Origin of the sequence: Enteroscipio rubneri, from assembly GCF_963929405.1 — a bacterium.
GTDB lineage: Bacteria > Actinomycetota > Coriobacteriia > Coriobacteriales > Eggerthellaceae > Enteroscipio > Enteroscipio rubneri.
The window spans coordinates 359,480-385,051 of the sequence record NZ_CAWVIN010000001.1; the positions used below are offsets into that span (position 1 = coordinate 359,480).

The 25,572-nt window shown below is 60.4% G+C and carries 24 protein-coding genes and 1 CRISPR repeat array; of the genes, 16 read left to right on the forward strand and 8 right to left on the reverse strand.

Annotation, left to right across the window (positions count from 1 at the left end; all coding sequences use genetic code 11):
* The first annotated feature begins 61 nt into the window (after nt 1–61).
* Both fabZ and ABGT83_RS01490 read left to right on the forward strand, forming a co-directional pair.
* Complete coding sequence (gene fabZ, locus ABGT83_RS01485) at nt 62–511, forward strand: 3-hydroxyacyl-ACP dehydratase FabZ (protein ID WP_346685633.1); 450 nt, start codon at nt 62–64, stop codon at nt 509–511.
* A gap of 46 nt (nt 512–557) precedes the next feature.
* Nucleotides 558–3,062, forward strand: a complete 2,505-nt coding sequence (locus ABGT83_RS01490) for an acetyl-CoA carboxylase carboxyltransferase subunit alpha (RefSeq protein ID WP_346685634.1) — start codon at nt 558–560, stop codon at nt 3,060–3,062.
* A 91-nt stretch (nt 3,063–3,153) separates the two neighbouring features.
* Here ABGT83_RS01490 and ABGT83_RS01495 read toward each other — a convergent pair whose 3' ends face one another.
* Nucleotides 3,154–3,729, reverse strand: a complete 576-nt coding sequence (locus ABGT83_RS01495; RefSeq protein WP_346685635.1) for an NUDIX hydrolase — start codon at nt 3,727–3,729, stop codon at nt 3,154–3,156.
* A 546-nt stretch (nt 3,730–4,275) separates the two neighbouring features.
* On the opposite strand from ABGT83_RS01495, the gene cas3 reads away from it, so the two are divergent.
* The 10 genes from cas3 (at nt 4,276) to ABGT83_RS01545 (ending at nt 15,475) form a co-directional block, all read left to right on the forward strand.
* Nucleotides 4,276–6,507 (forward strand): CRISPR-associated helicase Cas3', encoded by a 2,232-nt coding sequence (gene cas3, locus ABGT83_RS01500; RefSeq protein WP_346685636.1) that lies wholly within the window; start codon nt 4,276–4,278, stop codon nt 6,505–6,507.
* A 155-nt stretch (nt 6,508–6,662) separates the two neighbouring features.
* Entirely contained in the window at nt 6,663–7,328 is a 666-nt protein-coding gene (cas5c, locus tag ABGT83_RS01505; protein WP_103265262.1) for a type I-C CRISPR-associated protein Cas5c, read from the forward strand.
* A complete protein-coding gene (cas8c, locus tag ABGT83_RS01510; RefSeq protein ID WP_346685637.1) occupies nt 7,325–9,109 on the forward strand; it encodes a type I-C CRISPR-associated protein Cas8c/Csd1 in 1,785 nt (594 codons plus the stop codon). The genes cas5c and cas8c overlap by 4 nt, the downstream gene beginning before the upstream one ends.
* 2 nt (nt 9,110–9,111) lie before the next feature.
* Complete coding sequence (gene cas7c / locus ABGT83_RS01515) at nt 9,112–10,005, forward strand: type I-C CRISPR-associated protein Cas7/Csd2 (protein WP_346685638.1); 894 nt, start codon at nt 9,112–9,114, stop codon at nt 10,003–10,005.
* A gap of 84 nt (nt 10,006–10,089) precedes the next feature.
* The gene (gene cas4 / locus ABGT83_RS01520; RefSeq protein ID WP_346685917.1) at nt 10,090–10,671 is read left to right on the forward strand and encodes a CRISPR-associated protein Cas4; all 582 of its coding nucleotides are present in this window, start codon (nt 10,090–10,092) and stop codon (nt 10,669–10,671) included.
* Nucleotides 10,668–11,699: a type I-C CRISPR-associated endonuclease Cas1c gene (gene cas1c / locus ABGT83_RS01525; protein WP_346685639.1), complete on the forward strand. Its 1,032-nt coding sequence runs from the start codon at nt 10,668–10,670 to the stop codon at nt 11,697–11,699. The genes cas4 and cas1c overlap by 4 nt, the downstream gene beginning before the upstream one ends.
* 10 nt (nt 11,700–11,709) lie before the next feature.
* A complete protein-coding gene (cas2, locus tag ABGT83_RS01530; RefSeq protein ID WP_346685640.1) occupies nt 11,710–12,000 on the forward strand; it encodes a CRISPR-associated endonuclease Cas2 in 291 nt (96 codons plus the stop codon).
* 153 nt (nt 12,001–12,153) lie between these two features.
* Nucleotides 12,154–13,263: a CRISPR direct-repeat array (repeat unit 33 nt; unit sequence GTCACTCCCCACACGGGGAGTGCGGGTTGAAAT).
* Nucleotides 13,264–13,507: 244 nt separating this feature from the next.
* Entirely contained in the window at nt 13,508–14,545 is a 1,038-nt protein-coding gene (locus tag ABGT83_RS01535) for a GNAT family N-acetyltransferase (RefSeq protein WP_346685641.1), read from the forward strand.
* Nucleotides 14,535–15,044 (forward strand): hypothetical protein, encoded by a 510-nt coding sequence (locus ABGT83_RS01540; RefSeq protein ID WP_103265256.1) that lies wholly within the window; start codon nt 14,535–14,537, stop codon nt 15,042–15,044. The genes ABGT83_RS01535 and ABGT83_RS01540 overlap by 11 nt, the downstream gene beginning before the upstream one ends.
* A gap of 71 nt (nt 15,045–15,115) precedes the next feature.
* Nucleotides 15,116–15,475: a GIY-YIG nuclease family protein gene (locus ABGT83_RS01545; RefSeq protein WP_239926518.1), complete on the forward strand. Its 360-nt coding sequence runs from the start codon at nt 15,116–15,118 to the stop codon at nt 15,473–15,475.
* 135 nt (nt 15,476–15,610) lie between these two features.
* Here ABGT83_RS01545 and ABGT83_RS01550 read toward each other — a convergent pair whose 3' ends face one another.
* Nucleotides 15,611–17,827: a bifunctional alpha,alpha-trehalose-phosphate synthase (UDP-forming)/trehalose-phosphatase gene (locus ABGT83_RS01550; RefSeq protein WP_346685642.1), complete on the reverse strand. Its 2,217-nt coding sequence runs from the start codon at nt 17,825–17,827 to the stop codon at nt 15,611–15,613.
* A gap of 209 nt (nt 17,828–18,036) precedes the next feature.
* Here ABGT83_RS01550 and ABGT83_RS01555 point away from each other — a divergent pair, with 209 nt between their 5' ends.
* The 4 genes from ABGT83_RS01555 to ABGT83_RS01570 all read left to right on the forward strand — a co-directional run bounded on the left by ABGT83_RS01555 (nt 18,037) and on the right by ABGT83_RS01570 (nt 21,093).
* Entirely contained in the window at nt 18,037–18,318 is a 282-nt protein-coding gene (locus tag ABGT83_RS01555; RefSeq protein WP_103265254.1) for a hypothetical protein, read from the forward strand.
* A 172-nt stretch (nt 18,319–18,490) separates the two neighbouring features.
* A complete protein-coding gene (locus tag ABGT83_RS01560) occupies nt 18,491–19,657 on the forward strand; it encodes a M42 family metallopeptidase (protein WP_103265253.1) in 1,167 nt (388 codons plus the stop codon).
* A 6-nt stretch (nt 19,658–19,663) separates the two neighbouring features.
* The gene (gene smpB / locus ABGT83_RS01565) at nt 19,664–20,128 is read left to right on the forward strand and encodes an SsrA-binding protein SmpB (RefSeq protein ID WP_346685643.1); all 465 of its coding nucleotides are present in this window, start codon (nt 19,664–19,666) and stop codon (nt 20,126–20,128) included.
* 56 nt (nt 20,129–20,184) lie between these two features.
* Complete coding sequence (locus tag ABGT83_RS01570; protein ID WP_346685644.1) at nt 20,185–21,093, forward strand: hypothetical protein; 909 nt, start codon at nt 20,185–20,187, stop codon at nt 21,091–21,093.
* Nucleotides 21,094–21,417: 324 nt separating this feature from the next.
* Here ABGT83_RS01570 and ABGT83_RS01575 read toward each other — a convergent pair whose 3' ends face one another.
* The 6 genes from ABGT83_RS01575 to ABGT83_RS01600 all read right to left on the reverse strand — a co-directional run bounded on the left by ABGT83_RS01575 (nt 21,418) and on the right by ABGT83_RS01600 (nt 25,318).
* Nucleotides 21,418–22,482, reverse strand: a complete 1,065-nt coding sequence (locus ABGT83_RS01575) for a LysM peptidoglycan-binding domain-containing protein (protein ID WP_087193577.1) — start codon at nt 22,480–22,482, stop codon at nt 21,418–21,420.
* The gene (locus ABGT83_RS01580) at nt 22,463–23,173 is read right to left on the reverse strand and encodes a C39 family peptidase (RefSeq protein WP_140396443.1); all 711 of its coding nucleotides are present in this window, start codon (nt 23,171–23,173) and stop codon (nt 22,463–22,465) included. The genes ABGT83_RS01575 and ABGT83_RS01580 overlap by 20 nt, the downstream gene beginning before the upstream one ends.
* On the reverse strand, nt 23,166–23,426 hold the full coding sequence (locus tag ABGT83_RS01585; protein ID WP_087193579.1) for a phage holin: 261 nt from the start codon (nt 23,424–23,426) through the stop codon (nt 23,166–23,168). Before ABGT83_RS01585 ends, ABGT83_RS01580 begins: the two co-directional genes overlap by 8 nt.
* Before the next feature lies 1 nt (nt 23,427).
* Nucleotides 23,428–23,874, reverse strand: a complete 447-nt coding sequence (locus tag ABGT83_RS01590) for a hypothetical protein (RefSeq protein WP_087193580.1) — start codon at nt 23,872–23,874, stop codon at nt 23,428–23,430.
* A 1-nt stretch (nt 23,875) separates the two neighbouring features.
* On the reverse strand, nt 23,876–24,322 hold the full coding sequence (locus tag ABGT83_RS01595) for a carbohydrate-binding protein (RefSeq protein WP_087193581.1): 447 nt from the start codon (nt 24,320–24,322) through the stop codon (nt 23,876–23,878).
* Nucleotides 24,323–24,400: 78 nt separating this feature from the next.
* Nucleotides 24,401–25,318: an RNA-directed DNA polymerase gene (locus ABGT83_RS01600; RefSeq protein ID WP_239442938.1), complete on the reverse strand. Its 918-nt coding sequence runs from the start codon at nt 25,316–25,318 to the stop codon at nt 24,401–24,403.
* Nucleotides 25,319–25,572: the final 254 nt, after the last annotated feature.

Consider the following 25,572-nt stretch of genomic DNA (forward strand, 5'->3'; position numbering starts at 1 on the left):
GAAGCGCATCTGCTCGGTAGTCGAAGAAGCCGAGCGTGCGTCGATTGAAGAAGGAGTCAACATGGGTATCGAATATCCTTGTGAGAGGGACGTCGTCGAGGCGGTGCTGCCGCATCGCGACCCGTTCTGCTGGGTGAGCCGCGTCGTCGCGTGCGAGCCGGGTGTCGAGGTGACGGCCGAGCTCGACGTCGACCCTGCGCTGCCGCTGTTCGCGGGCCACTTTCCGGGCCACCCCGTGCTGCCGGGCGTCATCATCATGGAGGCGCTCGCGCAGGCCGCCTCGTTCTGCATCCTCGTACAGCGCGGCGCCGAGGGATCCATCGGCTTCCTCACCGGCATCGACGGCGCGAAGTTCCGCCGCCAGGTGGAGCCGGGCGAGACGCTCACCCTCAAGGGGCGCATCGTGAAGTCCTCGTCGCGTTTGTGCGTGGCCGAGGTGGAGGCGAGCGTCGACGGTCAGCTGTGCGCGTCGGCCACGCAGAAGTACGTGCTGGCGAAGGCGGAAGCGTAGGCGTGGGACGCGTGTGCGTTCCGAGGCAAGAGGCAAGGACCATTCGATGAAGCAACGCAAGCAGAACTACATCACCCTAACAGTGGACGGGGAAGTGCTTTCCTGTGGAGGAGTGCAGGCCGCACCCGAACTTGAGCCCGCGCCTGCAGCGGCTGACGTCGCCTATCGACTTTCACGCGCTGCTGGAGAAGCCGCCGCTGCACTTCCCCTTGCGCCGAACGCGATCGACTCTGCGGACATGTCCGAATATACCGACGTCGCCGGTGGGCGCGGAGCGGCCGACGACGGGGCTCATCCCGTCGTTCTCGTGATGGCGCGCGCGAAGACGGCAAAAAAGATGCTGCCCGCCGCCGCTGAGGCGGGCTTCTCTACGTGCGCGGTCTACACGCAGGACCGCCGCCTTGAACCGCACCTCAAACTCGCCCAGCAGGCAGTGTGCTTAGGCGAGCGCTACTCGGCGGCGCTGTTCTGTAACAGCTGCGCCGTCCTCGAGGCTGCTGAGACCTGCGGCGCTTCGGTTGTGCTCCTCTGCGACGAGGCGCTCCCTCTGGCCGAGGTGGACAGTTTCCTTGCCCGCGCAGCGGCTCGGGGCATACGGGTCTTTCGACCCCTGAACCAGGATATGCCCGCACTCGGCTGGGTGCTGTGCACCACCGAGAAACCCCCTTTCGACGGTGGCGCTTGGCGAGCCTGCCCCCATTGCGGCCTCAAGTTCGACGAGGCGAGCCTCGCATCCGGCCATTATGTATGCCCGACGTGCAGCGGCTATCTTCGCATGTCGTCTACCGAGCGCATCAACGACCTGCTGGATGCCGACAGCTTCGTAGAGTGGAATCGGTCGGTTGCCGAGACCGACCCGCTCGACTTTCCCGGTTATTTCGAAAAGCTTGAGGCAGCGCGTGCGAAGTCGGGACTTGAAGAAGCGGTTCGCACGGGCGAGGGTCGCATCGCAGGCCTGCGCTTTGCCATTGGCATCATGGATTCGCAGTTCTTTATGGGATCGATGGGCTCGGTGGTGGGCGAGAAGGTGTGCAGGCTCTTCGACCGAGCCGTCGAGGAACACCTGCCGGTCGTGGTCTTCACAGCATCGGGCGGCGCACGCATGCAGGAAGGGCTCGTGTCGCTTATGCAGATGGCGAAGGTGTCGTGCGCGATTGAGCGGCATGCCGAGGCGGGCCTGCTTTATATCTCGGTGCTTACCGATCCAACCACTGGCGGCGTGACCGCTTCGTTCGCCATGCAGGGCGATGTGATTCTGGCTGAACCGCGGGCTCTCATCGGCTTCGCCGGGCAGCGCGTTATACGCGACACCATCAGACAGGAACTGCCCGAAGGATTCCAAACCGCCGAGTTCGCTCTCGAGCACGGGCTGATCGACGCTATCGTGGAACGCGAGGAGCTGCGCGGGATGATCGCGCACATCCTGGCCATCCACCTTGCGACCGCCTCCGGACGCTTCGAGTCGGGTGATCGCGAGATTCTCGTTGACTATCAGTCGGTGCGCGAGAACCTTGAGCACGGCACCGATACGTACAATACGGTCACATACGGCGATATGGACGTTCCGATGCTGGCTGGAGAGTCGTCAGGGCGGAGTGCGCGACGGTTGAAGGAGCGACTTTCGGGTATCGTCGACCGCTTCGAGCGGTCGGGCTCCGTATCCGGAAAGCGGCTTGAGAAAGCGTTGGCGCGAGGGGAGTTTGATGCTGAGAACGGGGCGTCGCTTGACGATGCGAACGGGCATGCAGAAGTAGCAGGCGTGACGGCCGAAAACCGTGCATGGGAGAGCGTGCAGCTCGCCCGCAACGTGCACCGCCCGACTGCACTCGCTTATATTGATGCGCTTGTGGACGGCTTTATCGAATTGCATGGCGATCGTGCCTTCGGCGACGATGGAGCTATCGTAGGCGGTGTCGGGTGGATCGGCGGCCAGGCGGTTACGGTAATCGCGCAAGAGAAGGGAGCGGACTTGAAGGAGCGCATTCGACGTAACTTCGGTTGCCCCCAGCCCGAAGGATACCGTAAGAGCCTGCGTCTTATGCGCCAGGCCGAGAAGTTCGGTAGACCCGTTGTGTGCCTCGTGGACACGCAAGGCGCGTTTTGCGGTATGGAGGCCGAGGAACGCGGTCAAGGCAACGCTATCGCCGATAACCTCCTTGCGCTTGCCGGGCTGCGCGTTCCTGTGGTGAGTGTGCTTCTGGGCGAGGGAGGTAGCGGCGGCGCGTTGGCGCTCGCGCTCGCCGACCGCGTGGCCATGCAGGAGCATGCAGTGTACTCGGTGCTGTCGCCCGAGGGCTTCGCGTCGATTCTGTGGAAAGATCGCACGCGTGCACCCGAAGCTGCGGCCGTTATGAAAATGAGCGCTGCGGAGGCGCACGGTATGGGCATCGTGGACGCGGTACTCTCCGAGGGACCCGCGCCTGCTCACGAGAATCCCGACGTTGCTGCAAACAACGTTAAAACGTACGTGATGGCATCGCTCAACGAGCTGTGCGATGCGCCGACCGAGGAGCTGCTCCGGACCCGCCACGAGCGCTTCGCCACATTCTAAGCGAGATTTGATTGCGAACGAGAAGCGCCCCGCCCTTCGGCAGGGTGCCTTCGCGCGGCGTCACGTTGTGATCGGCGCTCGATGGCTGTGCTTAGAAGGAGTTGGCGGCGCGCAGCTTGTCGAGGAGCTTGCGATAGACGCGATTGCGAATCCATGGCTCGGTTGATGCATCGAGCGCGTCGTTGAGATCGAACCAGCGCACGCCGCTGTTCTCGTCCGGCTTGATGCGCAGCGGCTCGTCCGGCGAGGCCACGGCCAGGTACGTCACATTGAGATGCAGATGCGAGCTCACGTACCGCCCGCGCTTATCGTGTCCGTCCACGGTGAGCACCTCGAGCGAAAAGATGTTCCCTGGCCCGCACGGCACGATCCGCGCGTTGATGACACCCGTTTCCTCCTCCAGCTCGCGCAGCGCAACTTGTGCCAGGTCGCGCTCGCCGTCGGCGTGCCCGCCGATCCAGCTCCACGAGCCGTACGTGGTGTGGAACACCATGAGCGTCCTGGTAGCGGTGGGGTCGACCGTCCAGATCGAGCACGTCATGTGCGCGAGCGAGTCGCGGTCGAACACGTGTGGGTCGCACTCCAGCTGCCGCAGGATGACCGCGCGGTCCGCAGCCTCCTGCTCGTTGAAGGCCCGGTAAGCGCGTATGTCGTCGATAAGGAGCATGGGGGTATTGTAGCCGATATGTGTTGGTTTCCATGGATCGAGCCATGCAGAATCAAGAAGAATTTATTTTACAACTCATTGAATTAGAATGTTCATGTCGCGTGAAACGCGTGGATTGAAACAATGAGTTGTACAAGGATGTTAGAAGGATACAGCCGGCATCAGCCGGCTGTGTCCTTCTAACAACTCATTGAATTCTATTTATTGATATGTTACGATAAGAATCAAGGTCGCATATCTTTTGTAACAGGCTATTGCGACTTGCCGTGAACCTGCCGAGAAAGGAGGCGGAATGGAAAAGCTGGTAGGATTTGCGGAAAGGCTGGTAAAGCTGGTCAGAGAGATTGTTTTCCTCATTCAAGAATTCACGAATCTTCTCCGAACCAGCTAATCAGAAGTGGTGAAGACGGAGGTGGTAGCCTTCGTCTTCACCGAAGATTTCATTATAGCAGCTTATTTCTGGCGCATTGCTGCAAGTATGAGGCATTGACATATTGCCGATTTTCAGACTTGACCCACTCGATAAGTTGAACAGGAGGCTTGAACATGTACGTCTCCCATGTTTCCGAGGACGGACGCATCGAAAGAGTGGTCGACCATTTGCGCGAGGTGGCCGAGATGGCGGCGGAGTTCGCGCGCCCGTTCGGAGCTGAGAAGTGGGCGTACCTGGCGGGTATGGCCCACGATATCGGAAAGTACTCTGCGGAGTTCCAGAACCGCATCCTCCGCGAGGGACACAAGGTCGACCACTCCACGGCAGGGGCCTACGAACTCTACGAGCAGGCTGGATTGCTCCCGCTCTCTTTTTGTGTCGCCGGTCACCACGGCGGTTTGCCCGACGGCGGCTCGCTCGCCGAACTCGAAGGCCCGACGCTGATAGGACGCTTGCGCAAAGCGGAACATCACGAGCTTCCCAACTATCGCGCTTATGCACGCGAGATCGAGCTGCCCAAAGCGGAATCAGTCGTTTTCGACAACATGACCCACTTTGATCCCTTCTCGCTCGCCTTCCTGACGCGCATGGTGTTCTCGTGTCTGGTCGATGCCGACTTTCTCAGCACGGAGTGCTTCATGGCGGGGTCGCCGCGCGAGCTTATGGCCACCGATCCGCTCGAGGTGTTAAACGAGCGTCTTGAACGCAAGGTCCAATCGTTTTACCCTCCTCGAGGCGAGCTCAACAAAACGCGTTGTGCCATTTTGGATGCATGCGCCGAAGCGGCATCGGATGCTCCGGGCGTTTTCTCACTCACGGTTCCCACCGGCGGCGGGAAGACGTACGCGTCGCTGCGTTTCGCTCTGCGCCATGCCCTCGCCGAGGGCCACGACATGCGGCGCGTCATCTACGCGGTGCCCTTCACGTCGATCATCGAGCAGAACGCCGAGGTGTTTCGTGAAGTGGTCGGCGCGAACAACGTGCTCGAGCATCATGGCAACTTCGACTTCGACAATGCGGGCGAGGACGGCGGAATGCTGCGCCTCGCGACGGAGAACTGGGACGCGCCCATCGTGGTCACGACCAACGTCCAACTCTTCGAATCGCTGTATGCCAACAAGACGTCGCGTTGCCGCAAGCTGCACAATATCGCGAATAGTGTGATCGTACTTGATGAAGCGCAGATGCTCCCGACGAAGCAGCTGCTACCCTGCGTGCGGGCATTGGCCGAGCTGGTCCACCGTTACGGATGCACGGTGGTGCTGTGCACGGCGACCCAGCCGTCACTCGGCGAGATGTTCGCCTCGTACGGATGTCCGGTGCGCGAGATCGCTCATGAGCCGCAAGCCCTGTACGAGCGTTTGCGTCGAACGGAGTACCGCTTCGTCGGAAAGATCGAAGACGAGGCGCTCGCCGACAGGTTAGCATCGCACAAGCAGGCGCTATGCGTCGTCAACAGCCGCAAGCAGGCGAAGGCCCTGTACGATTCGGCGCGCAGGGAGCTGGGCGACGACGGAGGCGTCTACCATCTGTCGACGCTCATGCATCCGGCGCATCGGGAAAGGGCGCTCGCTGCAATCCGTCGTCGGCTGGCCGCGGGGAAGGCTTGCAGGGTAATCGCCACGAGCTTGATCGAGGCCGGCGTCGACGTCGATTTTCCGGTCGTGTACCGCGCGCTCGCCGGCGTGGACAGCATGGTGCAGTGTGCTGGCCGGTGCAACCGCGAAGGGAAACGCCCTGCCTGCGAGAGCATCGTGTATCTGTTCGATCCGAAAACGTCATACGGTGTTCCGAACGACACCGCCCAGAAGCGCTCGATCGCCCGGTCCATACTGCTCGGGATAGGCGTCAGCCTTGAGAACGCTGGGGCCGAAAGCGAGGGTGTCCCGTGCGACATCGGCTCGCTTGAGGCGATCGCATCGTATTTCGATCAGCTGCACGAGCTGCGCGCCGACCGGCTCGATGCCGAAGGGGTACTCGGGGACCTTACGGAGATCGATCGAGCGGAGTTCCATAAGGACAGGCCGATCCCCCTCATCCCCTTCAAGGATGCCGCCGGCCGCTTCCGCATGATCGAGGACGGGTCCCATTCCGTCATCGTTCCCGACCCTGCGATATACCAGGAGCTTCGCGACCTCCGCGCAGGGACGGGCACGCGAGGGTCGATGCGCCGCGTGGCGCGTTATTCGGTGGGCTTGTACGACAACGACCTCAAAGTGCTGCAGCGCGCAGGCGCCGTCAGGCTGTTGGACGGGGATACCTACGAGCTGGTCGATCCGAGCCTGTATCGCGAGGACACGGGACTCGACGCATCGGATGCGGGAGGGAAGGGTCTGTTCCTCTGAAAAGTATTCCAAACCTGTACCGTAATCGTCTCTTGCAAAGCGTGATCGGCTGCTATGCTGCATATATGAGCACCTTGATAACGATATAGCGTCAAGAATCGCGTACGTCGAAAGCAAGCGAAGGACTATGAGAAAGCAGAGGAAGGAGGTGTCCTATGGCTTACGGCATTCAAGTTGAGGTGTGGGGCGATCGGGCGCTGTTCACGCGTCCGGAGCTTTCGGTGGAGCGCGTGTCGTACGACGCGATGACCCCCAGCGCCGCAAGAGGGCTGCTCGAAAGCATCTACTGGCACCCGGGCATGCGCTATAGCATCGACCGCATCCACGTGCTCAATCCCATCCAATTCACGAACGTGCGTCGCAACGAGGTGAAATCGAAGGCGCTCGCCAGCACCATGCGCACGGCGGTGACCGGGGGCGGCAAGCTTCCCTATATCAATACGAAAGACGATATCCAGCAGAGAGCGTCGCTCATCCTCATCAACGTCCGTTACGTGATAGAGGCGCACTTTGATCTCACCGACAAGGCGATGCCCGAGGACAACCCTGGTAAGTTCAAGGATATCATCAGACGAAGGCTCGAACGGGGCCAGTGCTACTCGATGCCCTATTTCGGAACGCGCGAGTTTCCGGCGCATTTCAAAGCGTGGGAGGGGCCGCAATCGCCCCAGGGCTGCTATGCGTCGGACGGCGAGAAGGATCTCGGCCTCATGTTGTACGACATGGATTACAGCGACCCGAAGAACATCACGCCGATGTTCTTCCGTGCGGTCATGCGCGGCGGCGTGATCGACGTGGCGGGAAGCGAGGTGTTCCGATGATTCTCCAAGCGTTGGTTGGTTTTTACGAGCAGCTCGCCGCGGAGCGTCCCGAAAAGATCGCCCGGGTCGGGTGGTGCTCGCGCCAGGTGGCGTTCATGCTCGAGCTGACGCCCGATGGCGAACTGGTCAACGTCATTCCGGCTGTGGAGAAGCGCGGTTGGGCGATGATGGTTCCCGAACAGGTGAAACGCACGGTTGGCGTAGCGGCGAACCTGCTGTGTGATAACGCGACCTACCTGCTCGGTATCGACTCCAAGGGCAAGCCCGAGCGTGCTCGGCAGTGCTTCGAGGCGGCGAAGGAGCGCCATCTGGCCTTCTTACGAGAGCTCGAGTCTCCTGCAGCTACGGCGATCAGGCGTTTCTTCGAGACATGGGATCCTGAAGAGGCGCTCGAGCATGCAGCCGTCGCCGATGCGGGTGAGGCCTTGCTCGCGGGCGGTAACCTCGTCTTCCGGGTTGGCGGGAAGAACGCGCTCGACGATCCCGCCATCTGCTCGGCTTGGGAGAAGGCGTGCAGGGAGCCTTCGGAAGACGCTGCCGTCATGACCTGCCTCGTGTCCGGCGACAACGCTCCCATTGCTCGGCTGCATCCTGCCATCAAGGGCGTCGTGGGCGCGCAAGCTATGGGAGCTTCGCTTGTCGGTTTCAACGCGCGAGCGTTCGAATCTTACGGGCACGACGAAGAGCAGGGCCTCAACGCGCCGGTGAGCGAGTATGCCGCGTTCGCTTATTCGACGGCGCTCAACTACCTGCTTTCCGATCGCAAGCATCATATGAGGGTAGGTGACACGACGGTGGTGTACTGGGCCGACAAGCACGACCAAGCCTGCGTCGACATCATGTCCGACTTTTTGAATCCTCAAACCGGAGACGGCGATGCTGAAGGTAGAAAAGGCGGCAAAGGCGACCCGGACCGCGCCATCGACGCGGTGATGCAGAGGCTTGCCAAGGGACTGCCGATCGCGGAGGTCGATCCTCATGCGAACTTCTACGTGCTCGGGCTTGCTCCGAACGCCGCCCGGCTGTCGGTGCGCTTTTTCCAACGCGATACGTTCGGTGCCATGCTCAACAACCTGTACCGGCACTACGAGCGGCTCGACATCGTGCGCGCTCCCTACGAGAAGAAGTACCTCGTGCCGTACCGCTTGCTGGCCGAGACCGAGAATCCGAATGCGAAGCAGCCGGCCGCCACGTCGCTGCTCGGCGGCGCCCTCCTTCGCTCCATCCTGGGAGACCAGCGCTACCCCGAAGCCCTGTTCGAGCAGACGATACTGCGCGTGCGGGCTTCGCAGGACGACGATGAGCGCCGCACGCACAAGGTGACGCGCGGGCGGGCGGCCATCATCAAGGCGTACCTGATAAGGAATTGCAAACGAAACGAGGAGGAGGTCACGGTGGGACTGAACGAAGAGCGTTCCGACGCCCCCTATGTGCTGGGGAGGCTGTTCTCGGTGCTCGAGAGCATCCAGGAAGCCGCAAGCCCTGGCTTGAATTCGACCATCAAGAACAAGTACTACGATTCGGCCAGTGCCACGCCGAGCGTGATCTTCCCGATCGTGATCGGTCTGTGCGACAAGCATCTTGCCAAGCTCGCACGGGACAGCAAGGGGCTTGCCGTCCATTACGAGAAGATGCGCGGGGAGCTGCTCGACAAGCTTGACGCGTTCCCCAAGCGGCTCTCGCTCGAGGAGCAGGGCGATTTCATCTTGGGATACTACCATCAGAACCAAAAACGCTACGAGAAGCGCGATACCGAATCCGACCGGATGCAGGAGGCATAGCCATGAGAGACCCCATTAAGAACCGTTACGATTTCGTTGTATACTTCGATGTTGAGAACGGAAACCCCAACGGAGACCCCGATGCGGGCAACATGCCGCGCATCGACCCGGAAACCGGGTACGGCATCGTGACCGACGTGTGCTTGAAGCGCAAGATCCGCAATTACGTGGAGACGGTGAAGGAAGACGAACCAGGCTTCGACATCTACATCAAGGACGGTGTCGCGCTCAACACGAGCGACAACCGCGCCTTCGAAGCACTCGGCGTCGATGCGAAGAATATCAAGAAGCTCAAGAAGGACGACCCCAGCCTCGATGAGAAAATTCGCGACTTCATGTGCGGCACATTCTACGACGTGCGCACGTTCGGCGCGGTGATGACCACGTTCGTGAAAGGCGCCCTCAACTGCGGGCAGGTGCGCGGGCCGGTGCAGCTGACCTTTGCGCGCAGCGTCGATCCCATCATCCCCCAGGAGGTCACCATTACGCGTGTGGCCATCACGACCGAGGCGGACGCCGAGAAGAAGGGCACCGAGATGGGCCGCAAGTACGTGGTGCCCTACGCGCTCTACCGCGGTGAGGGCTACGTTTCGGCGAACCTGGCGCGCAAGTCGACCGGCTTCTCGGAGGATGACCTTGCGCTTCTGTGGGAAGCTATCGTCAACATGTTCGAGCACGACCACTCGGCAGCACGCGGCAAGATGGCGGTGAGGGCGCTCGTGGTATTCAAGCACGATGGCGAGCTGGGCAACGCTCCGTCGTACAAGCTGTTCGATGCCGTGTCCACCAAGAAGAAGAAAGGCGTGGAGGCTCCGCGCTCGATCGACGACTACGAGGACATCACGGTCGACGAGAGCGTGGTTCCCGAGGGGGTCACGGTCCTGAGGATGGTGTAGACGGTGTACGACGAGGACGAGTTCCTCGCGCTGTCCGGCATCCAGCACTTCGCGTTCTGCCGTCGGCAGTAGGCGCTCATCCACATCGAGCAGGCGTGGGATGACAACGTGCTAACGGCGGAGGGCGAGTTCATGCACCGACGGGCCCATGACGAGGAGCTGCGCGAACGGCGGGGAGACACCATCGTCGTTCGCGGTTTGGCGGTGCATTCGCGGACGCTCGGCCTGTCGGGGAAGTGCGATGTCATCGAGTTTCGCAAGGATTCGGGCGGCCATCCTCTCGCGGGGGAGGATGGCCTTTGGCGCGCTGTACCCGTGGAGTACAAGCGCGGTCGCAGCAAGGTGAGCGACGCCGATAGGTTGCAGTTGTGCGCTCAGGCGCTGTGCCTGGAGGAGATGCTTGGCGCCGATGTGCCCGAGGGGTGCCTGTTCTACGGCGAGACGCGCTCGCGCGAGCGCGTGCCGATCGACGGGGCGTTGCGCGCAGCGGTGGTATCAATGGCTGAGGAGATGCACGATCTGTACAGGCGCCGGCGCACGCCGAAGGTGAAGCCGTTCGCGGCGTGCAGGTCGTGCTCGCTGTGCGATATTTGCCTGCCTCACGCGATCAACCGGGCTACGGTTGGGGAGTTCGTGGCGAAGCGGCTGGCCGAGGAGGCGCTATGAGGCATCTGCTCAATACCCTGTATGTGTTCACTGAGGATGCGTACCTGACGCTTGACGGCGAGAACGTCGTTGTTCGCAAGGATGGGTCGGAGCTCGGGCGTGTGCCGCTGCACACTCTTGAGGGCATTCTGTGCTTCTCGTATCGAGGTGCCAGCCCAGGCCTCATGGGCGCCTGTGCCGAACGCGGAGTGGCGCTCTCGTTCTTCGGTCGGAAAGGCCGCTTCCTTGCGGGCGTGCACGGCGAGCAGCGCGGCAATGTGCTGCTGAGGAAAACGCAGTACGCATGGTCGGAGGACGAGGGCAAGAGCTTGACCGTAGCGCGCAACTTCATCATCGGCAAGCTATACAACGGTCGCTGGGTCCTCGAGCGGGCCGTGCGCGATCACGCGTTGCGCATCGATGCAGAGGCGGTGAAAGCGGCTTCAACGAAGCTTGGCGCCTCCCTTCGTAGCGTGACGAGTTGCGAGACGATGGATTCCTTGCGCGGTATCGAGGGCGATGCGGCGGCGGAGTATTTTGGTGTTTTCGATCAATTGGTGCTGAGGGACAAAGAGACGTTTCGCTTCAGCGGCAGGGTGCGGCGACCGCCTACCGATGCGATGAACGCTCTGTTGTCGCTGTTCTACACGGTACTAGCCTTCGACTGTGCGTCCGCACTCGAAGGTGTGGGCCTCGATCCTTTTGTTGGCTTCATGCATGCGGATAGGCCAGGACGGCGTTCCCTTGCTCTGGACTTGATGGAGGAGCTGCGGCCGGTGTTCGTCGACCGGTTCGTTCTCTCGGCCGTAAACAACCGGATAGTGGATTCTTCGGCGTTCGAGCAGCGGGAATCGGGCGAGGTTCGCCTGACCGACGAGGGGAGAAGGATTCTGTTCGGCGCGTGGCAGGAGCGGAAGAAGGAAACCATCACGCATCCGTTCCTGAAGGAAAAAATGCCTCGCGGACTCGTGCCCCATGTTCAGGCTTTGTTGCTCGCCCGTTGCGTGCGAGGCGATTTGGACGGGTATCCTTCCTTTATGTGGAAGTGAGGTGCATGCCATGCTGACGGTGATTACGTACGACGTGAACACGGAGGATCCTGAAGGCCGGCGACGCTTGCGAAAAGTGGCTCGGCACTGCGTGAACTATGGACAGCGCGTTCAGAACTCGGTGTTCGAATGTGTGGCCGATGCGGCGACGATGGTCAAAATCAAAGGCGAGCTTGTTGATTTGATCGATCCCGATAAAGACAGCTTGCGCTTCTATTACCTAGGGAATAAATATCAAACGAAGGTGGAGCACATTGGTGCGATGCCGAGCTACGAAGCCGAAGGGTTCTTGGCTTTATAATGACTGGTGCGAACATGAGGCTCGCAGACGTCACGAGGAAGGTTCGCACCGATTTCGGAGGGGCGGGCAAGCTGTCTTGGGTCAGTTTTCGATTCTTCTGATTGTTATGTGCTAGATGTCGATGCGGACGGAGCGCTAGCACAAAATGTTGCGGTCACTCCCCACACGGGGAGTGCGGGTTGAAATTTTATCAGCAAATGAAAGCATCTAAACCTCCTAATGTCACTCCCCACACGGGGAGTGCGGGTTGAAATCAATAAAGACCCTCGCCGTTGAACCAGCTTGCAGTCACTCCCCACACGGGGAGTGCGGGTTGAAATAGATCTGCACTCTCGCACGCGCGATGAACCCATCGTCACTTCCCACACGGGGAGTGCGGGTTGAAATATGATTGCTCCTAACTGGGGATTTCACCCCGTATCGTCACTTCCCACACGGGGAGTGCGGGTTGAAATAAGGGCGGGCACGTGAAGATCGGCGAGGAAGCGAGTCACTTCCCACACGGGGAGTGCGGGTTGAAATTCGAAGGATGTCACCTTGATAGCAGTCTTCTGCGGATGTCACTCCCCACACGGGGAGTGCGGGTTGAAATTGCGCCGCCAGCGCGAGCTGGACGCCAGGACGATGTCACTCCCCACACGGGGAGTGCGGGTTGAAATCTATCTCAGAGACATCGCAGGACGCATAAGGGAGGTCACTCCCCACACGGGGAGTGCGGGTTGAAATTCGTTACGGAGCATGGCGATCATCCATACGAACATCGTCACTCCCCACACGGGGAGTGCGGGTTGAAATCTCATCGATCCCGCGTCCAATGCCGACTTTATGACGTCACTCCCCACACGGGGAGTGCGGGTTGAAATTGGTCGCACCTTCAGGGGTCATCGTGCATCCGCCGTTACTCCCCACACGGGGAGTGCGGGTTGAAATGGAGTCGGAGCGGGGTGGGAGCTATGAGCGCGAGTCACTCCCCACACGGGGAGTGCGGGTTGAAATTGCAACAGAAGGTAAAGGCGCTTAACGGTGCCTAGTCACTCCCTACACGGGGAGTGCGGGTTGAAATACGTCGGCGCGCGCCCTCATGCTGCCTCGGTGGGCCACTCCCCACACGGGGAGTGCGGGTTGAAATATCGAGCACCGCGATCTTGAGTCAGCGAAGCTCCATCACTCCCCACACGGGGAGTGCGGGTTGAAATGCGAGTACCGTGGAGCTCACGGCGCTCGATAAGCGTCACTCCCCATACGGTGAGTGCTGATTGAAAACAAGGCGAGAAAATCAACGAGAAAGGAGAAAAACAAGATAGCAAGCAGCATCTTCGTACTCATACCTGCGCTTCCCACGTCCTCACAACGACATGTCGGAGGCATGTCGTGTCGCATGAGCTTCTGAGCCATCACCGCGATGGAACGTTGCGCAGGATGTACCCGAATTTGGCGGATGGTACAATGCTCCTCATGGCAAACGATTACAAGGAAACGGACGGGTCTTAACGCGATGAAGATAGCCGTGAGCGCATGCTTATTGGGAGTGGAGTGCCGATACGATGGGGCTGCGAAGCCGTGTGAAGAGGTGCTGGCTCTTGGTGAAGAGCACGTGCTCATTCCTGTTTGCCCGGAAACCGACGGTGGCATTCGCGCACCGCATCCTCCGAATGAGATAGCCACGTTCGAGCGGGCGTTGCGGGTGATGGACGCGGAGGGGGCCGACAACACCGACGCTTTCTTGGCAGGAGCTCAAAAAACGCTCGAGCGCGTGCGTGAAGAGGACTGTACGTTGGCTATCTTCAAGGCGAAAAGCCCCTCCTGCGGCAACGGCCGCATCTATGACGGCACCTTTACGGGAAGACTCGTTCCGGGCTATGGCGTGGCGGCTCGGCTGCTGCGCAGCGAAGGTATTCGCGTGCTCGATGAGCAACAAGTGCGAGTCTGCCTTGCCGTCAGCGCTGCAAGGCATCCGGGCATGCCGGCTGCCTTGCTCGCGGAAGCGTCCTCCGAATGCCCGACGCTCTCCACCGAGCGTCTTGTGCTGCGCCCATTTGTCGAGGATGACATTCAGGATGTGTTCGCATACTGCAGCGATCCCGACGTCGGACCGGATGCGGGCTGGGCACCTCACCGAACCCTTGAGGACGCACGCTTTTTCATCGAGGAAATCGCTTCGGCGCCACATGTATTCGGGGTGTTCGAGCGTGTCGCAGACGGTGGGTGCGGTCCTTGCGTCGGCTCGATCGGTCTCATCGGAGATCCTCAGCGGCGCAACGTTGATTGCCTCATGCTGGGCTACGCCCTCGCGAAGCAAGCGTGGGGGCACGGCTACATGACGGAGGCTTCTCGGGAAGTCATACGGTACGGTTTCGAAGAGCTGGGACTTTCGCTCATCACATGTACCCACTATGCTTTCAACGACCGTTCGGCTCGCGTCATCAAGAAATGTGGTTTCGAGTACGAAGGTGTGTTGCATGCGGTCGAAGCTTCCCCTGACGGTATCCTGCAGGATGCCGCGTTGTATCGGCTTACTGCCGAGGCTTGGCGACGTGGACGCTGATGGCTTATCGCCCGACGATGGCTCCGCAGCGTCTCGACTGCTCGAGGCGTTGGTCGCGTTCGTGCGATCGGCGGGAGAGCGGTGGAGCGTGCAGCGTATAGCGGAGTTTGCGGCTATCGCGGTAGGCGATCGGGCGGAGGTGGGAGATGCTTCGCAATACGTCTTTCACCGGGCGCGTCGCGAAGGCTATGATCTTCCCCCGTTTCCCTTGGCCGGCTGCGGAGAGATCCGCCGCTTCCTTGTCGATGAAGGTGTGAGGAATCTGCCTGAGTGGTATGCGAAGATCGGCATCGAAGGCGAGGCGTATGTACGTCTGCACGAGAAAACGCTCGTGTCGGTTCGCAGTTCGACGGGCATGCGCACCGTGCTCCTCATCGACGGGCTTCTGTATGACCGTCAGGCGGGATTCGTGCCCTTAGCAGAAAGTGATCTGGTGCGACGCTTGGACGAGGAGGAACTCATGTCGCTCATGGAATTCGTGCTGTCAGGTGTCAGGTGAGCGCGATGTTTGATGAGGGGCCTTGTGGGGGAGGGTTCGCCGGCGGATTGAGCGACGACGGTCAGCGATCGATGTTTAAGAATTCGAGCATCGCCGATCCCGCTATGCCACGGTATTTTATGTATGTGCTGTCGTGCGCTGACGGCACTCTTTACACAGGCTATACGGTCGATGTCGAGAAGCGCGTCGCCGCGCACAACGCCGGCAAAGGCGCGAAGTACACACGTAGTCGTACGCCCGTCGAGCTCATCGCGTGCGCCCGGTTCGAAACCAAGCATGAAGCTATGAGCGCCGAATACCGTTTCAAGTGTCTGACGCGTCCCCAAAAGGATCGTCTCGTGCGTTGCGCTGCGGTCGATCCGTTCGAGGAAGTGCTCCGCACCCTCATGCCCGGGGAATGCCCCGGAGACGAACTCGCAGAGAACGGGTAGCACGCTCGGCCGGGTTCATCGTCCGGCTGCGCCCGATGCACGGCTCCCTGATGCGTATGCCGATCACTAAGCTCTGCTGAGTTGTCACATCTGTCAAACGAACGTATGGCGCGTCCGCATCCAGCATTGCTCGCCCTATACCTCCGCCAACGCCTCGAGAAGTCCACGCATTTCGCGGCAGTCCTTCAGGGTGTAGCGCGCATGGGTGGGGCCTCCTCCTACTTTGATTGTCCAGGCTGTTTCCGGTGCGGCTTCGAACACGTCTTCGTCGGTACGGTCGTCTCCGGCCGCCAGCAAAAAGTCGTACATCGGATTGCGAAACCAACGATGAGCTGCATGTCCTTTGTCGACTCCGCGCGGTTTTATTTCCAGTACCTTGTTTCCATCCATGAGCGCAAGCCCCTGGTCGGCCAGCCCGTCGCTCAAGGCGTTCTTGATTTCTATCACGCGCCGCTCCGCCAGCTCCTGGCTGCACGTGCGGTAATGCCACACCAGCGAGAAATCCTTCTCCTCAAGCAGCGATCCCGGCGTGCGATCGACGAAATCGCAAAGTACCGGCCGCAGGGCCTCTTTCCACCCATCGCTCAAGGGTTCTTCGAGCATCCAGGCGTCTTCCTCTTTCCTGCGGAACCACACGCCATGCTCGGCCACAAGATCGACGGACAGCGCGCCAAGCCACGTTTCGAGCGTGTTCCGATCCCTGCCCGACACGACCACGATATCGGTCTCCTCCGAGGAGAGTCGCTCGAGCAATTCCAAAAGGCGGCTGTCCGGCACGACTCGTCCCGGATCGTCCGAGAACGGCATGAGCGTTCCGTCGTAGTCGAGCATGAGCGCGCGCCGACCCGATCCGCGGAACGCATCCAACAGCCTGACCGCTGTCGTCGGGCCCAGTAACCGCGCGCTCATACCGGCCTGCCTCTGTTTCACGCCATGCGCGGCGTCCAAAAACTCGCGAGCCCACTTTTCCGATGTGTAGCGGGCGAGTCGCTGCTGCATCGGAGCGTTGCGACGCCGCTGCTCGTCGGTACCCATGGTAAGCGCCCGTTCCATAGCCCCCACCACATCTTCCAGGTCGAAGGGGTTCACGCGCAAAGCCTCATGCAGTTCGTACGATGCTCCGGCCATCTCGGAGAGCACGAGGACGCCTCCGCCTCCATCGTGGCAGGCAAGGTACTCTTTGCAGACGAGGTTCATCCCGTCGCGCAGGGGCGTCACGAGCATGACGTCACTGACGGCATAGAGGCTTGCCAGTCGATCGAACGAAAGCGATCGATAGTAGTAGTCCACCGGGGACCAGTCCATTGTGGAATGCTTGCCGTTGATGAGGCCAACCAGCTCGTCGATCTGCTTCTTGAGCGCCCGGTACGATGCAACATTTTCGCGTGAGGGCACGGTGACGAGCACGAGCACTACGCGTCCCTCCCATTCGGGATGGCGGTCCAGGAAAATGTCGAAGGCGTGCAGGCGGTTCGGGATGCCTTTCGAGTAGTCCAGGCGCTCCACCGACAGCATCACCTTGCAGCCCTCGTGACCCTTCTCTTCGGCAAAGGCTGCGGCCGCCCTTTGCACTTCGGGTTTGCGGGCCGCCTGTCGATAGCGCTCGTAGTCGATTCCGAGCGGGAACGCGTCGACCTGGGTGAGACGTCCGTCCACTGTCAGGGCTCCGCTCGTATTCTCTACGCCTGCTATGCGCCGACAGCTTGAAAGGAAGTGCCGGACATAGTCGTACGCATGGAACCCTATGAGATCGGCTCCCAACACGCCTCGCACGATATCTTCGCGCCATGGCAGCATACGGAATGTCTCGTAGTCGGGAAACGGTATATGCAGGAAAAAGCCGATGGTCGCATCGGGCAGCTTGGCGCGCAGCAGGGTTGGTAAGAGCATGAGGTGATAGTCTTGCACCCACACCACATCTCCCGGGCGGGCCACGGCTACGATCTCGTCGCAGAATCGCTCATTGACGCGGCGGTAGGCTTCCCATTCTGCTTCGTCGAAACGAACGAACTGCGGGAATCCGTGGAACAGCGGCCAAAGGGCCGAGTTCGAAAGCCCTTCGTAGTATGCTTCGGCATCCGCGGGATCCAGAAGAACGGGTAGGCAACCGCATGCGGCCAGTCTTGCGGCCACATCGGCCTGTTCCGCCTCGTCGAAGTCTGCCGTATCGCCCATCCACCCTATCCACAAGTTGCCGTCCTGCTCATGCAGGGGCCCCAGGCCCGATGCCAGACCCCCGACGCTGCGTTCGAGTGTGATATGCCCTTCGGCATCGTGCGACGCGCGATAGGGGAGGCGGTTCGATACGATAATAAGGCGCTCTTGGGCGCTGCGGTCCAGTTCCGTTTCCATGGGTTCGCTTTCGTCTGACGTTTTTGTCATTGTAGGAAACCTCGACGGCCGGTCGCAATCCGGTTGGAGCCTTGTTGCGCGTCCGTAGCGCGTCCGTGAAGCGTCGCGTTTGCGGCTTGCATTCTGAGTCGGCGGTCGAGCAGGGCGCGCGCCGATCGTCGTGGTATCATGGGCCGCATCAGCCTTGCTCGTGGAATTCGGAAGAGGATATGCAGACCTACATCGCACATTACCGATCGCCCGCAGCCTCGGACGCCCGCGCTACGGGCCTGTTCGAGTTCGAAAGCGATGCGCGCGCCGGGTCGAAAGGCAATCTCCGCGACGCGCGGCTCAAAATGCTGGAGCTTTACGGCAAAGACGCGGTGTCGTGGACGATAGATCGCGTCGAGCGCAAACGTGCGACCAAGCAGGTGCAGGACGGCCAGCTGGAGCTTGATTTCAGACCGCCGAAAGCCGAGCGCAAGCGCGCCAAGAAAAAGGAGTGGTGGTAGGGATTCATGATGCTCCGGTGACAGCTTCGGCACGGTGAAGAAAGAGGCGAACCGTCTTTCGTGCGAAGGCGCTATAATGAGGCCCGATATCAGAAACGCTCCAACGTCCGATTTTGGCCTTCGCCGGCCGCGTCGGACGAAGGGCGCACGATTGACAGGATTCAGAAGCGACATGAAGAAAAAGCAGGTTAAATTCCTCAAGCGACTGCTCGAAACCCCATCCGCGACCGGCACCGAGATTGCTGTCGCATCGGTTCTGCGCGAGCGATTGGCCGGCGCGGCCGATGAGATTCGAACCGACGTCATGGGTTCGGTGCACGCGCGCTTAGCTGGGCGCGGCGACGGCCCCTCGTTCATGCTAGCGGCTCATATGGACGAGATCGGCCTGATGGTTACGTATATCTCGGATGACGGCTTCTTGTCGGTTGCTGCCGTGGGCGGTGTGGATGCCGCCATCCTTCCCGGCCTGCGCGTTGACGTGCACGCGTCGAACTCCCTTGAGCCTCTTCGCGGCATCGTGGGCCGCAAGCCTATCCATCTCATCGCGCCCGACGAGCGCAAGAGCGTCACTCCCATAGACAAGCTGGTCATTGATCTTGGTCTTCCCGGCAAGCAGGTGAAGAAGCTCGTGAGGGTGGGCGATGTCATCACCTTCGGCGTAGGGTTCGAGCGCTTCGGGAAAGGCATGGCCGTCTCCCGTGCTTTCGATGATAAGGCGGGCGTATGGGTGGCTGTCCGCGTTTTAGAGACGCTTGCCGAGGCGGGCCGCGCTCCTGGAGACTTCATAGCAGCGGCGACCGTGCAGGAGGAGATTGGCACACGCGGGGCGATTACTTCGGCCTACGGCGTGAATCCTGATGTGGCGGTGGCCTTCGATGTAACGCATGCTACCGACTATCCCGGTATCGAAAAGTCCAAGCACGGCGACATCGTGTGCGGGGGCGGCCCCGTGATCGCGCGTGGACCGAACATCAACCCCGAGGTGTTCGAGCGTCTCGTGACGGCGGCCGAAGCCGAAGGCCTGCCGTACCAGATCGAGGCTGAACCGAGCGTGACCGGCACGGATGCGCGGTCAATTCAGATCACCCGCGCGGGCATACCCACGGGCCTTGTATCCGTGGCGCTGCGCTACATGCATACGCCTACCGAGGTGGTATGCCTTGACGACATGGAAGCTACGGTGCGCCTCCTTGCGCGTTTCGCACAGGATCTCGATAAGAGTGCGTGCTTCGTGCCCGGCATGGAGGACTCGATCGTGGACGATGGAGCTGGGATCGCTCCGATCGACGAACATGAGACGGCGGCGCAGATTCAATTCGACGAGACCGGCGTGGAGTAGGGAGTTATGAAGCGCGAAGCGAAAACTATAGCGAGGAATCGTAAGGCGTCCCATGAGTACGAGCTCATGGAGCGTTTCGAGGCCGGCATTGAACTCACGGGCACCGAGGTTCGCTCGCTGCGCGAGAACAACTGTCAGCTCACGGACTGCTTCGCGATCATCCGCGGAGGGGAAGTGTGGTTACACAACGTGCACATCCCCCCGTTTTCACAGGGAAACATCGCCAACGTTGATCCCGATCGCAAGCGTAAGCTCCTGCTGCACAAAAAGGAGATACGAATGTTGCAGGAAAAGACGCGCGAGAGGGGTATGGCGCTCGTGCCCACCAAAATGTACTTCAAGGAGAACGCGCTCGTGAAAGTGGAGTTGGCGCTTGCCCGCGGCAAGAAGACCTATGACAAGCGTGCGAGCATGGCTGAACGCGACTCGCGCCGCGAGATCGAGCGGGCTCTCAAGGAGCGCAGCCGTTAACCGCGCTTTCCAAACGACGATCTCGACGCTTCGTGCGCTTGAGATGAGGAGGCATCATGGATCTTGACGAAGAGCTGACAGACCTCGAAGACGGCCGGCAGACCGATGCCGAGCAGATAGACGAAGAGTCCGAGATCGAAGACGTTGCCGAGTTCCAAGACGATGAAGAATTCGAGCCTGAGGCCGACGAGGAAGACCTTGAGCAAGCCTACGACGATTTCTTCTTCGCAGGAGAGGGGCCAGAGGGAGAAGGCGACGTTGACGATGAGGGCAACGACGGCGGCCTCGCAGCTGCGGCTTTGGAGGCGGAGGGCATCGATCTATCCGAGGAGGGCTTTCACATTGTCGATGAAAATGAGGCGGATTCGCTTGCGGACGATCTTGGCGGGCATGTAGCTGTTTACGGTGATGGTGAGCCGTACGAAGATGAAGGATCCATTGACGCTGCCGACGCCGAGGAGCTTGAAGATGCTCCCGGCGTCGCCGAAGGCCGTATCGGCGATAGAGAAGAGGCTGACGTCATCGAAGATCTTGAGGGAGGCCAGCTGGCGGATGCGCAAGACGCTGCTGAGGAAGCCGAGAATGCAGAGGATGCCGAAGCTGATGACACGGAGGATGTGCTGCTCGTCGAGTCTTCCGAAGAAGACGACGGCTACGAACTTGTTGAGTTAGAGCTCGATGAGGATGCTATCGTGCGCTACATCGAGGATGACGATGGGGAGCGTATCGGATTCGTCCTCATGGAGGACGGCGAGGAGGCGGAGTACTTCTACGTCGCTGAAGATGATGACGATGAGGACAGCGACGATGAGTTCGATTTCGGCATAACCAAGGAGGGCGTCGCCGAAGTCACTGGCGACATGAACGCCATCTACAAGGACGGGATAGCCGTGGCCGCCGAATTGAAAGGTGCGTTCGACGACATCAAGAGCGCGCTCGACTTCGGTTCCGTTCTCAAGAAGTAACAAGGACGCCTTATCGCTCCCAAAGCGGTGGAGTTGACCTTGTCGCCTGAAAAAACGAGCGCCCCCATCGGAATCCGAAGGGGGCGCGATCACGTGTGGTGGAGCTTATGAGAAAAACGGCGAACTCCACAAGCACCGCCAACCGCGCAGCTATCCAGCTTGATACTTGCATAGTTAGAGTATCGAAAAACTGGTTTGTTGTCGTTGGCACGTGCCAAAAATAGCAATTTCCGGTGTTTGCAAAACACCAGATGGGCGGCTTGCTGTAAGCCCGTCTAACGCCAGAAAGCGGGGCACCCCTTGTCAGGGTACCCCGCTTGAACACTAATAAGAAAGCTTCTGGCCGGGGTAGATCGTATAAGGTGCCCCAATGCCGTTCTTGCTTGCGATGGTGTGCCAGTCGATACCGAGCGAAGCGCCAATCTCGCTGAGCGTGTCTCCGCTCTTGACGGTGTAGACGCGCGCAGCGCCAACGCCCGCCCTCTGGTTGACGATTGCCTGAACCTCGCTGAAGCGGTCGCCCAGAACGTCGCTGCGCGTCGGCACAACGCCGAACATTCCGCGTTCCACATCATCTGCGAGCTGAGAAGCGGAAGCGCCGTCAATGTAGTTGATGAGGTCTTGCACCTCTTGGTAACGGTCGCCGAGCTTTTCGCGGCGCTCATCGTCAACGCCATACTCGCCGCGCATGACCGCTGCTGCAAGGTCAAGCGTCGTGCCCTCCGGCGAAGGCTCGGCGACCTCTGCGGGCGGAACGTCGGGCGCTGCCGCGCCGGACGGGTTGGCAAACTTGCCCCACGCTTCGCGCGTCATATAGGCGATATCGAGATCAAGCGGCGCGTTGAAGCCATTGAGACGGCCATTCGACGTGTACTGGTGGATTGCGCAGCTACCCCAAGCGCCGAAGCCGCCATCGGGAAGCCACGGCGAAGACTGGTAGCCGGTGCGGTTGTTGTTAGCGTACTGCGCAACCCAGAGCGCGTGATTCGGCGCGATCTTCGACCAATCCTCTTCGGTGCAAACGCTACGGCTCATATAGACGATGCAGCGAACGCCGGTCTGATCGTAGACGTAATCGAGGAACTGCTTTGCCTTGTCGGTTCCGATGCGCCCATACATCTCATAATCGAGAACGGGAATGCCGTTGCCGAAGTAGTTACGGCAGCTTGCGACGAAGTGCTTAGCCTGAGCTATGGGGTCTTCTCCGTTCATGAAGTGATAGAAGCCCCAGAGCTTGCCGAGTTTGATAGCCTGCTGAATCCACGGGTCGCAGGTGTTGTGAACGATGGTGGTTCCCTCTGTCGCCTTGCAGATAACAAAATCGCAAGGCACCTGCGCGAGGTCAAGCCCGCGCTGGTAGTTAGAAATATCAATGCCGTTGAGTGCCATAGAAGCCCCCTCTGATGCAGTAGAAGTAGTGAAAATCGACCTGCTCTAGCTCTTCGAGCGTGAAGGCGCGCGCTGAGTTCCCAGCGCTCGCCGGGTCGCGTATCCAGTAGCCGTCATCGTCGGCGCGCCAGATAAGCACGACGTGCCCGCCGTAGTCCCTATCGCCGAGCGTTCCGCTCATGCCAGCGAAGGCAAGCCACCCATCGGACACGTTTTGAAGGACGGGTGCGAGATCGTAAGAAATCGGCGTGCTCTCGATGCCGTATTCCGGGTAATGCTCGGCAATCCACGCGCAGAACTTGCCGGGGTCGTTAACGCCATCGGTAAGGCACGTGTCACCCACGAACGATGCGAGCGTGAGCGGCGTAATGTCCTGAAGCGTCATGTATTTGACAGCCATAGCGGCGCATGTAAGGCCGCAGCCGTGGTCGCCGATGGTGCCGCCCGCATATGGTATGTAGTCCCATTGCGGGTCGGTCTGAAGCCATATCGGCATGCTGTTACCCTCGGCAATCGGCCTATCGGCAACGATTGCTAGGCGGTCTTCCTCAGCGGCAGCGTAGCCCTCTTCGTGCGCTTCAGCGAGCGCGCCCGCGTCGCTCTCGATATGGCCGACGATGAGCCAGCCGCAGAAGAGCATTGACGCGAGCGCGCCGGAAAGCACGAGGGCGACAGCCTTTAGCCTACTCATCGCGCTTCGGCTCGGTGTAGGTGAGCGCTTGCGCGGAATCGCCAACGCCCGCCGTGGTCGGGTCGGTCACGATGCCAAGAATCGCGAGCACGGCGAAAAGCGCGTTGATGATCGCGGCCAACTGCTCGTTCAGAACTCCAAAGTCCCACTGGTAGCCGAACGGCGCGGCGACCACCTGCACGAGCAGCAGGACGGCGGGAATGAGAGTAAGCCAGAACGTCTTGTTCTTGATTCGTGCAGTGAAGTTAATCATTTCAGTTCTCCTTTTCATAGATGAGGTCTACGCGGTCGTAGATGTGATCGACCTTGTTTGCCATGTCGTGCGAGTGCTCGCGCGATTCCCTGATTTCGTCGTGCAGCGCCGCCGTGGAAGCCCTGAGAGATTCCATAGCTGCTTGCAGCCCTTCCGAAATGTTGTTGCTACGCTCCATCTGCGCAGCGATGCGGCCTTCCATTTCCGAGCGCTCGCGGTCGCGCTGCGCGCGCTCGTTGAGTTCGTCGCGCTTGCGCTCTTCGCGCTTCAGCTCTAGTTCTGCCTGCCGCGCCGCGTTTCGCTCTTCAAGCTCTGCCTTGCGCTCGTTGTTGCGCTGGTACTCGTTAAGCAACTGCTTTGCGAGTATTCCGAAACCGATAGCAACGAGGAACGCGAAGAACCATTCGGCACCGAAGGCCGCTGCATGGTCTAAAACGCTCTCCGCCACGTCAGCCCTCCGTCACCTCTCGCCAGACGGTTTCTGTGCCGACAGCCCCCGGCTCCCAGACGTTGTTTGCAACGAGGGATTCCCAGACCTTGCCGTTGTGCTTGACGCGGGCACCGAGCGGGTAGGGATTCGTAGAATCGGGCTGCACCCATTCGGGCACTTCCTCTGTCGGCGTGTCGGGCGTGCCAGCTTCAAGCACCTGCGCCCAAAGGCTCGGCGCTGCCGTGGGTGCCCAATCGGTCTGCGACGTGTGCGCCTGAAGGCACGTGTAAAGCTCGCCCTCATAGCTCACGCGCTCGCCCTCGGCGTAGGCGCGGCCGTTGCTGTCCCACGCGGCGAAGAGCGCGGCGGCTCGGCTCGCCACGTCGGTTGAGAGAGACGGCGCTTGTGTCTTGTAAATCGCGATGATCGCGCGCACCATGCTCTCTTCGTCTTCGGTGAGTGCCATTTGTTGCCCCTTTCTCTCGGTAACGAAAAAGCCCCCGCGTCTGCGAGGGCTTTGGTACCTGATAGTGTGTGTTCGCTCTTAGCTGAAGAGCTGCTTATAGAGCGCGTCCATGCGCCTTACCGTCTCGTGAGCGTCAAGCCGCTTCATGCCTCCGCGCCACGATTGGTAAGACTGGTTGACTTGCTCGACGGTCATAACGCCGCGAGCGACCAGCGCCGCTTGCTTCTTCAGCTTGCGCCGCTGCCGCGTCACGGAAGAGCGGCAAGGGCGAACAACCACCTTTTCACCCTCGCCATATGAAAACCTCTTCTTCAGGAAAACGAAGCCGCGCGACAGCTTCACTACGCGCGTCTTCTTGCGGTTGATGATGATTCCCAGATCGTCGCAGAGCGCTTCGATGCGCGAAAGCGCGTCCCAAAGCGTCTGCTTGTCAAGCGCGATGCAATAGCTATCGTCCATGTAGCGACCGCTCGCGAGGATGCCCGGAAGCGAAAGCATCAGATGGTCTATCGGCGACGGCAAGGCCACCGCTAGAATCTGGTTCGGCTCGCTGCCAAGACCAAGCCCGCGCGCACCGTGAGCGTCTATCTGGTCGCCCATGACGCGCTTAACGCGCTCATCGTCAATGGCTCTGTCAATGATGCGCTTGCAAGCGTCGTGGTCGATGTTCGCGAAATAGTCCGAGAAATCGACCTGCAAGATGTAGCCTTCCGCCCCGTGCTTTCGCCGGTGGGCTACAAGCTGACGCTTCATGCGCTTGATTGCGTACTCGGTGCCGCGCCCCTTCACGTTTGCGGCGCATCCCTCTGTCAGGGTAGGCCAGATCGCGGGTGCGAGCGCGTGACGGCTTAAAGACTTCTGTATGACACGCTCCGAGAAGTGGACAGAGCAGATATGACGAAGCTTTCCGCGCTCGAAAAGGTCAAACTCGATGAAGCCGCGCCGGAAGTCAGCGCCCGTGAGCAGGTCGCGGCGCGCCCGCATGATGTTTGGCATGACACGCCCCATGTAGCGCTGGACGCTTGCCTTCCAGCGAACGCCCGCAGCAGCGCCGTTCGCCGCGCTGTATAGGTTATCGAGGTCTGCGACGGCTTCTAGCGTGCATCCTTCGATGCGCCTAGCCCTATTCTCCGCGCGCTTGGCATCTCGCCTTGCGCGGCGTGCTACGCGTCGCTCTTCAGAGTTCATGAGGGCACCCCGCGCGGCTTGCAGTCGGCATCCAGCAGCCGCTTGACGGTTGACCATGAAAC

Bases quoted from the DNA above. Each gene is read 5' to 3' on its own strand.
- ABGT83_RS01595 (WP_087193581.1), bottom strand. From the start codon at position 24,322: ATGGCACTCACCGAAGACGAAGAGAGCATGGTGCGCGCGATCATCGCG.
- cas8c (WP_346685637.1), top strand. From the start codon at position 7,325: ATGATTCTCCAAGCGTTGGTTGGTTTTTACGAGCAGCTCGCCGCGGAG.
- ABGT83_RS01600 (WP_239442938.1), bottom strand. From the start codon at position 25,318: ATGCCAAACATCATGCGGGCGCGCCGCGACCTGCTCACGGGCGCTGAC.
- ABGT83_RS01555 (WP_103265254.1), top strand. From the start codon at position 18,037: ATGCAGACCTACATCGCACATTACCGATCGCCCGCAGCCTCGGACGCC.
- ABGT83_RS01545 (WP_239926518.1), top strand. From the start codon at position 15,116: ATGTTTAAGAATTCGAGCATCGCCGATCCCGCTATGCCACGGTATTTT.
- ABGT83_RS01550 (WP_346685642.1), bottom strand. From the start codon at position 17,827: ATGGAAACGGAACTGGACCGCAGCGCCCAAGAGCGCCTTATTATCGTA.
- ABGT83_RS01575 (WP_087193577.1), bottom strand. From the start codon at position 22,482: ATGGCACTCAACGGCATTGATATTTCTAACTACCAGCGCGGGCTTGAC.
- ABGT83_RS01490 (WP_346685634.1), top strand. From the start codon at position 558: ATGAAGCAACGCAAGCAGAACTACATCACCCTAACAGTGGACGGGGAA.
- ABGT83_RS01570 (WP_346685644.1), top strand. From the start codon at position 20,185: ATGGATCTTGACGAAGAGCTGACAGACCTCGAAGACGGCCGGCAGACC.
- ABGT83_RS01560 (WP_103265253.1), top strand. From the start codon at position 18,491: ATGAAGAAAAAGCAGGTTAAATTCCTCAAGCGACTGCTCGAAACCCCA.
- cas2 (WP_346685640.1), top strand. From the start codon at position 11,710: ATGCTGACGGTGATTACGTACGACGTGAACACGGAGGATCCTGAAGGC.
- ABGT83_RS01495 (WP_346685635.1), bottom strand. From the start codon at position 3,729: ATGCTCCTTATCGACGACATACGCGCTTACCGGGCCTTCAACGAGCAG.
- smpB (WP_346685643.1), top strand. From the start codon at position 19,664: ATGAAGCGCGAAGCGAAAACTATAGCGAGGAATCGTAAGGCGTCCCAT.
- fabZ (WP_346685633.1), top strand. From the start codon at position 62: ATGGGTATCGAATATCCTTGTGAGAGGGACGTCGTCGAGGCGGTGCTG.
- cas7c (WP_346685638.1), top strand. From the start codon at position 9,112: ATGAGAGACCCCATTAAGAACCGTTACGATTTCGTTGTATACTTCGAT.
- cas5c (WP_103265262.1), top strand. From the start codon at position 6,663: ATGGCTTACGGCATTCAAGTTGAGGTGTGGGGCGATCGGGCGCTGTTC.
- cas1c (WP_346685639.1), top strand. From the start codon at position 10,668: ATGAGGCATCTGCTCAATACCCTGTATGTGTTCACTGAGGATGCGTAC.
- ABGT83_RS01580 (WP_140396443.1), bottom strand. From the start codon at position 23,173: ATGAGTAGGCTAAAGGCTGTCGCCCTCGTGCTTTCCGGCGCGCTCGCG.
- cas3 (WP_346685636.1), top strand. From the start codon at position 4,276: ATGTACGTCTCCCATGTTTCCGAGGACGGACGCATCGAAAGAGTGGTC.
- ABGT83_RS01585 (WP_087193579.1), bottom strand. From the start codon at position 23,426: ATGATTAACTTCACTGCACGAATCAAGAACAAGACGTTCTGGCTTACT.